Here is a 7,551-nt window from a genome sequence, read left to right as displayed (position 1 = left end):
GAACAGCCCCGCAGACGCGGCGTTCCCCGAGGACGCCGTACCGACGCCTGACGTGCCCATGACCTGGAGCCTGGGCCTCCTCGGTGACCTCATGTGGATGCGACTACCCGAGACCCGCCCCTTCCTCGCCCAACGCATCGCCCGCGAGGTGGAACACGCAATGGACGCACGTCGCGAGTTGATGCTGCTGGTGGGGGACATCGTCACAGGTGCGTTGTGGCGTCCGGTCATGTGCCCGACGCTGGACGACTATCCGCGCACCAGGGATCGGGTAGCGGCGCAGCTGCGGGTGGTTCGCGAGGCCTACGTCGCCGACCACCCCGACCGAGACGCGACGCGAGGCACACTGGAGGACTACGTGTTGTACAACCTCCAAGAGCCCGAATACCGCCGCATCGTCGAGGAGGTCGATCCCGAACTGGCCTCCCTCATGGACTCAGTGATGGGGAGTTGAGCACCAGCCCGATCGGCGCAAGGCTGCTCAACGCCGGCACGGCAGCTACCAGTACGACGCGTTCAGCTGCCGACTCACCCAGCTCACCACCCGGCACGTCCGATGTGCCGTGGTACCTCGGCTTCGCTATGCTGCTCCGACCTGGAGACTTGGTCCCCCCAAATAGACAACTTGGACGAGGCGAACACCTGGTGGGTCAACCGCCTGGAGACCTGCATCCACGGCATCACGCTGGTCTACACGGTGATCCAGGTGCCGACCGGGACCGTGCTCGGCACCGCGACGTTCGCGGTGTCCCACGAGATCGAGCTGTCGGCCACGAGCGTGGAGCTCGACGACAACGCGGCAGTGACGCTCGTGGCCTCCAGCGGGGTGCTGGTCAGCCCGATCGCGAGTTTCTCCGCGTCGTGCTCGGCACCGTGCAACACTGATGACGGCTCTGGTTTCACCCTGGAGACCTTCACCCGGGGCGAGACCGAGGACGCGTTCTTCACCTACTCCGATGACCCGTCCAACAGCGCCGACCTGTTCGACACCAGCTACGTGTTCACCGTGCAGCCGCCGCCGAACACGGTGCCGGTGGACCCGACCGCCGAGTGGTCCACGCCGACGGACCTCTTCCGCTGCGATGACGTGGTGTCCGCCAACGACGGCTGCGTGATCCCGGCCTTCACCCCGGAGCTGCAGGTTTCAGTGTCCACGCACGGTGCGGCGGCGATCGGCATCCTCTTCGCCCAGGACTACCTGCCGGATGGATGGGGCTACACCACGGAGCTGACCCGGCTGGCCGACGACGCCGCCGCGGAGGCCAACCGGCGCCGGATCTGTCAGGACGGCACCTGGGTGCCCGACCCGTTCGTCCGGGATGACAGCTGTGACGAGTACGCCTTCGCCCGCAGCCGGCAGAGCGGCGGCCAGCTCGGGCTGACCGGCGCGGACTGCGCTGAGGTCATCCCGTGGTTCGACGAGACCGACGGCCAGTGGTACATCGACCCGATCCGCTACACCGGTCAGGAGCGGTGCTCACGCGCGCACGTGCCGCGCGACGAGAACAGCCTCGTGGGGTCCACGCTGGGCGTGCTGACCAGCCAGCTGCGCCTGCTGGACCACGATAGGTACTGGGTGGGCGTCTACGCCTGACGTCACCCCTCGTCGGGTCTCGGACCGCGGGGTCCGGGCTGTGCTCCCGGGTGGCGCACAGCCCGGCTCCGCCGCGCCACGACTCCGGGCGGCCGGAGCCGGTTGGGGTCGACCGGGATCGACCGGGCCCGTCGCCTTTCACCGGCGACGCCGAGCTCGCCGAGCAGCTGGTCGCGCCACCCCGCGGGGGACCGGCGCCGCTGGAGCATGGAGGTGATCGCGGCCCCCGGGCCACCGGCCAACAACGCGTGCGCGGCGTGACCGGCGTCGGCGCGCCGCCGCACGGCGGTCGCCCGCTCCGGGGGCAGCAGGTGCGGCCCGTTCGGGTCCGCCGCGGCCCCCGTGGCGAGCAACGCGTCTGCGACCAGCTCCCGCAGCGCGACGCCGACCGGCGACTCGTCGCTCACCTCGGGCGCGGTGCCCGCGGACACGGCCGCCAACAGCTCCTGATCGTCCACCCCGGCATCGACGAGAAGTCCCGCACGTGCCGGGCGGCCACGTCCGCGAGCTCACCGGCCGGCACCGACCGGAGGATCGCGTCCACCCGAGTGCTCGGCGGCGCGACCCGCGGCAGCACCGGCAGCGCCAGCCCGACCGGCCCCGTCGTCCCCATGAGCTCGTCGTCGATCGCGACTCCGCACACCGCGGTCAGGAACCGCATCGAGCTGGCCGGTAGGTCCTCGGCGACCCACTCGTCCAGCGGCACCGACGCACGCTCGGCCATCCGCACGAGCAGGTCCCAACCCGGATCGCCCGGTTCGCCGGCACTCGCCGTCTCGACCCGCTCGACCCAGCCGCCGTTGTCCGCGTACCCGAGCCACCGCATTCCGTCACCACTCAGCCCGACGGCCACCGCCCGCCCAAGGGTGGACAGCCGCAGCAGCACCTCGGGACGCGCCCCTCGAGGCTGTACTGCTCAACCGCGACCACCCAGCCACCGGCGGGCACCACCCGAACGACGGGCCGATATCCGAACCGCTCGGCCGTCATGCGCGCCGCCTCCCGAGGCCCACCGAGCACGGCGTCCTCGGCGACGGCACCGAACCCGGCCAGTACCCGCGCCGGGTCCGCACCCTCGACCACGGTCACGCAGTACTGCGAATACCGCGCCAGCCAAAGAAAATCCGACTTCCCCCGGTCGCAGGTCATCGCCAAACCTCTCACCCGAGACTCGCCGGCAGCATACGGCTCGTGGTGACGACCGGCTCGCTCTCGGCGGACGGGGCCACCTCGCCGACCTACCTGACCTGGTGGCGGCCCAACACAGCCGCGGGTGAGTCGTATCTTCTGCGGACCATGGACAGGGCGTCCAGCAGCTGGCCGCTGGACATCGCCGATGTGGGGCGGATCTCGGCCGTTCCCCGCAGTGGCATGGCGCCGACGCCCGACCAGAAGATCGTGCCGTCCACCGCCACTCCGCTGCGCGCCCGCTGGGCGTTGTCCTCGTGGAAGCGGTACGGGACGTCGAGATATCCCCTTCTCGAACGCCAGCACCACCGCCCGGCCGAGGTCGGCGTGCAGGCCGCGGACGGCGTCGGCCACGACGGCTCGGGCGCCTGCCCACATCGCCGGGAACAGGCCCATGTAGGAGTAGACGACGACGTGCCAGCCCGGCCCCGCACCCAGGCACTCGGTGGCCAGGAGCCGCAGCGCGGCGAGCGGGGGCCGGTCCTGGTCCTCATTGGACTGTTGGGCCAGGCTCACCGAGACGTTCCGGATCCCGTTCTGCCGGAAGAACATCGCCTCCAACACGGTCAGCAGGCCCGGCGGGCACCGCTGCCCATCATGCAGCGGCACGCATCGCCGGCTCGCCATCGCGGTCCGCAGCGGAACCCGGCCGTAGGGCAGGCAGTAGGAGACCGGGCCGCCCTCCGTCGCGTCGATGCCGCACGCGACGAGCGCGGCCACGATTTCCTCCGGGCGCGGACATGCCCGGGCCCGGCCCGGATCGAATGAGCTTTGGGCCGGGCCGGGTTTCGCCTGCTGATCAGTTGAACGTGGCGAACATGCCGGGCTCGTAGGAACCCCCCTGTTGGTGCAGGATCACGGCGAGCCGGTTGGCCGCGTTGATCAGGGCGACCAGGGAGACCAGCGCGGCGATCTGGTCGTCGTCGTAGTGCTTGCGCACCTGGGCCCAGGTCTCGTCGGACACGCCGTGGTGGGCGTCGGCGATCCGGGTGCCCTCCTCGGCGAGCGCCAGCGCTGCCCGCTCTGCCTCGGTGAACACGGTGGCCTCGCGCCAGGCGGCGACCAGGTTGAGCCGGACCGCGGTTTCACCGGCGGCCGCGGCCTCCTTGGTGTGCATGTCGATGCACCAACCGCAGCCGTTGATCTGGCTGGCGCGTAGGCTCACCAGCTCCTGGGTGGCCTTCGGCAGCGGCGATTGGTCGATCACCAGGCCGGCGTTGGCGAACCGCTTGGCGAACTTGGCGCCGATCTCGTTGGTGAACAGGTCGATACGGGGTTCCATGAATTCGTCCTCACTGGTGGTGTTGCGTGCGCTGCCGCACCGAACGAACACGAGATGCCGGCGACCCCATCCGTGTGACAGCGCGGTTACGTGACGTGCGCCACCAACAGTGGCTGACATCGGTGATATCTGACGCACCGCTGCTCACGACGCTGAGTCGGCGTCACGCAATTTGGCAGTGGACAACGCAGTGGACAACAAGGATTGGCTACCGTGTCGGCGTCACAAAACGGCGGGGCCCGGTGTCCGGTGGGTGACACAGTCGAAAGTGAACAGGAGCCACCCATGGCCGGCACGTCGCAGACCGCCCCTCACGATCGCGACGGAGGCACGAGCCAGAACGACCGCCCGGACCCCGCTACTGGGGTGTTCCTCGCCCACCGCAACCTGTTGTTCACGGTCGCCTACGAGATGCTCGGTTCGGCCGCCGACGCGGAGGACGTCCTTCAGGAGACCTGGCTGCGGTGGGCGGGCGTCGACCTCGGCACCGTACAGAATCAGCGTGCATACCTGGTCCGGATCACCACCCGCCAGGCGCTCACCCGGCTACGGACCCTCGGCCGCCGCAAGGAGTCCTACGTCGGCCCCTGGCTGCCCGAGCCGCTGCTCACCGCGCTCGACGTGGCCGAGGACGTCGCGTTGGCCGACAGCGTCTCGATGGCGATGCTGCTGGTGCTGGAGACGCTCGGGCCGACCGAGCGGGCGGTGTTCGTGCTGCGCGAGGTGTTCGACCTCGCCTACGACGAGATCGCGGAAGCCGTCGACAAGAGCCCGGCCGCGGTCCGCCAGATCGCCCACCGGGCGCGGGCACACGTCGCCGCGCGCCGACCGCGCGGGGTCGTTTCCCCGGCCGAGACCCGGGCCGCGCTCGCGGCGTTCCAACGGGCGGCCGAGACGGGCGACCTGCAACGCCTGCTCGACATCCTCGCACCGGATGTCGTCTTCCTGGGTGACGGTGGCGGAGTCAAGCAGGCCGTGCTGCGGCCCATCGTGGGAGCCGACAGCGTGGCCCGCGTGCTGGCCGCCGGGCTGGGCAGGATCGCCGCCACGGCGTCGCTGCAGCCGGCACAGGTCAACGGCTACCCGGCGCTGATTCTCCGGCTCGACGGCGAGCTCGACACCGTCATCGCGGTGCGCATCGACGACGGCCTCATCACCGGGCTCTACGCCGTGCGCAATCCCGAGAAGCTGTCCCACATGCAGCGGGAGACCGCCCTGCGCCACTGAGTCGGACCCCCTCGGAAACGGCCTTGCTACGCCGTCGCGTGCAGCGAGGTGCAGGTGGAGATGCCAGGAATTCGTCGAGACGAGGCAGCATTTTCGGGTTCACCCACCCAGTACGAGCGGCTTTCCTCCGCCTTGCCAGGAACCACGTGGATCCACAGCGGACGCAAAGGAACAGGATCACACGACACTAGGCGACGCGCCGGCTGGTCTGAACTCGCGAGGCCCGCTGACCGAGCGTTCCGGTTCTCGGACACGTTCTATCCGGGATGAGCGGTCATGGTCGGCGTGCCCGGGCGATACCTTGGATAGCGTGCAACCTGCCGTCGGAGAGGGCGATGGTGAGGTTCTTCATCTTCTCGGTGAAATTGGCGTTGAAGACGTGCAGCCCGAGAGGGTTGGGGGGCATGGCCAGTATCGTCTGCATTGCGGTGGATGCCTGTTCGGTGAGATCGTTCCACTGTTCGATCTCGAATCCCGATGCCTCGACGATGCCGCGCAACTGGTCCGAATCGACCAGATGACTCAGTCGGGGATCGTCGGCCCAGGGCAGCGGATAGTCGGGTTCGGCGAGCTCGCCGGCGGTGATATCCCAGATGGCGAGCAGCCCTCCGTCGACCATTACGCGGCGGGCCTCCCGGTAGAGGCGCTGCTTGTCTGCGATGTTCATTTGTACGTGCTGGCTGAACACGACCTGGTAGGCGGTATCGGCAATGGGCAGTTCGGTGACGTCGCCCTGGTGAACGGCGATTCGGTCGTCGAGCCCGACCAGGCGATTGAGCCATCGGGCCGTGCCGCAGTAGTCCTCGGTGAGATCTACGGCGGTCACTCGACACCCAAACCGGTCGGCGATGTAGCGGGCCGTGCCGCCGATGCCGCTGCCGGAGTCGAGTACCTCGGTGTCGGGGCCCAGGCCGGCGAGGTCGACCAGTCGCCTCGTGGCGAAGCGACCCATGGTGTGAAAGTCTTCGAGCAGTACCAGGTCCGCCGGCTGAAGGTCGTTCAGGCTCTTGCCTGCGGCGACGAGGGCGTCCTCGATGTTGCGCCGGGAGTCGCCGGCCGAATACTGGGAATGAGTCAGCGTGTCGCTCATGTGCCTCTCCTTGGTAGTTCTACGACGATGGGTGGTCGGTGTCGAACGCCGCGACGGTCTCGCGGTCGGCGGACCCGGGGTGCTCGCCGCGCCAGAATGCCGACTCGCTGGAAAGCCGAGGATGTGCGGGTTGAGGATGCTGCTGCATGGGTCGAACCGGTCCAGCCGATGCATTGGCACGAATGCCATCAGCAGGGACCCGGCGAGCGCGCGGACGACGTTACCGACGGTGCGTCGGGCGGCGGCGTATCGGCGGGCGATGGTGAGGAAGTCTTCGGGCTCGACACCGGCGACATCGCGGACGTGCGTCGTGGGACTGCCAACCTCCCAGGTTCCCAAGGCGTGCTCGGGAAGATAGTGGCGCAGACTGGATTCGAAGAACATGTCGGCTTTCAAGCGCTTTGCGTCCATCCGTACGGCGCGCATGAACATCGACCGCGGAACCTCGACGTGCCGCACCTGTCGGCCGACGGCCTCGCCGATCGCGTCGGCGATCTGGGCCGCCGACAACAGCGTCGGTCCGGTCGGCCGGTATGCCTTGCCGTCGTGCCGGTGGGGGTCGAGCAGTCCACCGACCACGACACGGGCAATGTCCTCGTTGGAGGGCGGCGCGTTGCGGCCCACCCCGGCCGGCATCGGGAACACCCCGAGCAATGCGGCAGTCGGGACGAGTCTCAGGTAGTTGTCGGCGAAGAACCCCGGATCGACCGCGACGTGGGCGGTATCCGGCAGCAACTCAAACACTTTGTCGGTCAGCCAATGCTGCCTTGTCATCAGCGACGGGTGCTCGGGGCTCGCCAGCCACTGCCCCAACGCGACCACCGCCTCCACGCCCGAACGCCGCGCGGCCACCGCAAATGCAACAGCGCTGTCCAACACGTGAGGGTGGTGCGGGGGATTGAAGAACACTCGGTCGACCCCAACCATCGCCGTTTCGACCTGCCGGTAGTCGAACATGTCGGCCACGACGACCTCCGCGCCCGAGGCCCGCAGCCGGGCGCTGCGTTCATCGTCTCGATGCACCAAAGCCCTAGCCTCGGCCTTTCATGCAATAGCCATTTGATCTTGTCTTGATTTTGTCGATCTTGGTTTGGGTGTTTCGGGGGATGGGCGTGAGTGTGCCGCCGACCTGCTGTGGTGTCGGCTGCTTCGGGGTCCTTTCGGGGTTGT

Annotated in this window: 8 protein-coding genes and 1 pseudogene; 3 read left to right on the top strand and 6 right to left on the bottom strand. The window is 68.8% G+C overall.

What is annotated here, in order from left to right:
* Together GEV28_RS41310 and GEV28_RS41305 are read left to right on the top strand one after the other, a co-directional pair.
* A partial coding sequence (locus tag GEV28_RS41310) for a hypothetical protein (protein WP_291419695.1) occupies window positions 1-454 on the top strand: 454 nt, incomplete at its 5' end.
* A 171-nt stretch (window positions 455-625) separates the two neighbouring features.
* Window positions 626-1,594, top strand: a complete 969-nt coding sequence (locus GEV28_RS41305; protein WP_291419694.1) for a hypothetical protein — start codon at window positions 626-628, stop codon at window positions 1,592-1,594.
* A gap of 2 nt (window positions 1,595-1,596) precedes the next feature.
* On the opposite strand, the gene GEV28_RS41300 is transcribed toward GEV28_RS41305, so the two are convergent.
* From GEV28_RS41300 to GEV28_RS41280, 5 genes and pseudogenes are all read right to left on the bottom strand, one after another.
* Window positions 1,597-2,052 carry a hypothetical protein gene (locus tag GEV28_RS41300; protein ID WP_291419693.1) on the bottom strand — a complete coding sequence of 152 codons (456 nt, stop codon included), beginning with the start codon at window positions 2,050-2,052 and terminating at the stop codon, window positions 1,597-1,599.
* Window positions 1,998-2,420 (bottom strand): hypothetical protein, encoded by a 423-nt coding sequence (locus tag GEV28_RS41295; protein ID WP_291419692.1) that lies wholly within the window; start codon window positions 2,418-2,420, stop codon window positions 1,998-2,000. The genes GEV28_RS41300 and GEV28_RS41295 overlap by 55 nt, the downstream gene beginning before the upstream one ends.
* Before the next feature lie 11 nt (window positions 2,421-2,431).
* Window positions 2,432-2,743, bottom strand: a complete 312-nt coding sequence (locus tag GEV28_RS41290) for a hypothetical protein (protein ID WP_291419691.1) — start codon at window positions 2,741-2,743, stop codon at window positions 2,432-2,434.
* A 441-nt stretch (window positions 2,744-3,184) separates the two neighbouring features.
* Window positions 3,185-3,334: pseudogene (locus GEV28_RS42940) on the bottom strand (methylaspartate mutase); the annotation flags it as partial.
* Between the two features lie 247 nt (window positions 3,335-3,581).
* Window positions 3,582-4,064, bottom strand: a complete 483-nt coding sequence (locus tag GEV28_RS41280; protein WP_291419687.1) for a carboxymuconolactone decarboxylase family protein — start codon at window positions 4,062-4,064, stop codon at window positions 3,582-3,584.
* A 285-nt stretch (window positions 4,065-4,349) separates the two neighbouring features.
* Here GEV28_RS41280 and GEV28_RS41275 point away from each other — a divergent pair, with 285 nt between their 5' ends.
* Window positions 4,350-5,291 (top strand): RNA polymerase sigma-70 factor, encoded by a 942-nt coding sequence (locus tag GEV28_RS41275; RefSeq protein WP_291419685.1) that lies wholly within the window; start codon window positions 4,350-4,352, stop codon window positions 5,289-5,291.
* Window positions 5,292-5,565: 274 nt separating this feature from the next.
* Here GEV28_RS41275 and GEV28_RS41270 read toward each other — a convergent pair whose 3' ends face one another.
* Window positions 5,566-7,407, bottom strand: coding sequence for a methyltransferase domain-containing protein (locus tag GEV28_RS41270; RefSeq protein ID WP_367115292.1), 1,842 nt, complete (start codon window positions 7,405-7,407; stop codon window positions 5,566-5,568).
* Window positions 7,408-7,551: the final 144 nt, after the last annotated feature.

The organism is Actinophytocola sp. (genome assembly GCF_009379765.1).
In the GTDB taxonomy this organism is placed as follows: Bacteria; Actinomycetota; Actinomycetes; order Mycobacteriales; family Pseudonocardiaceae; genus Actinophytocola.
Note: the sequence above shows the minus strand (reverse complement) of the source record. Positions and strands in the feature narration are given on the sequence as shown.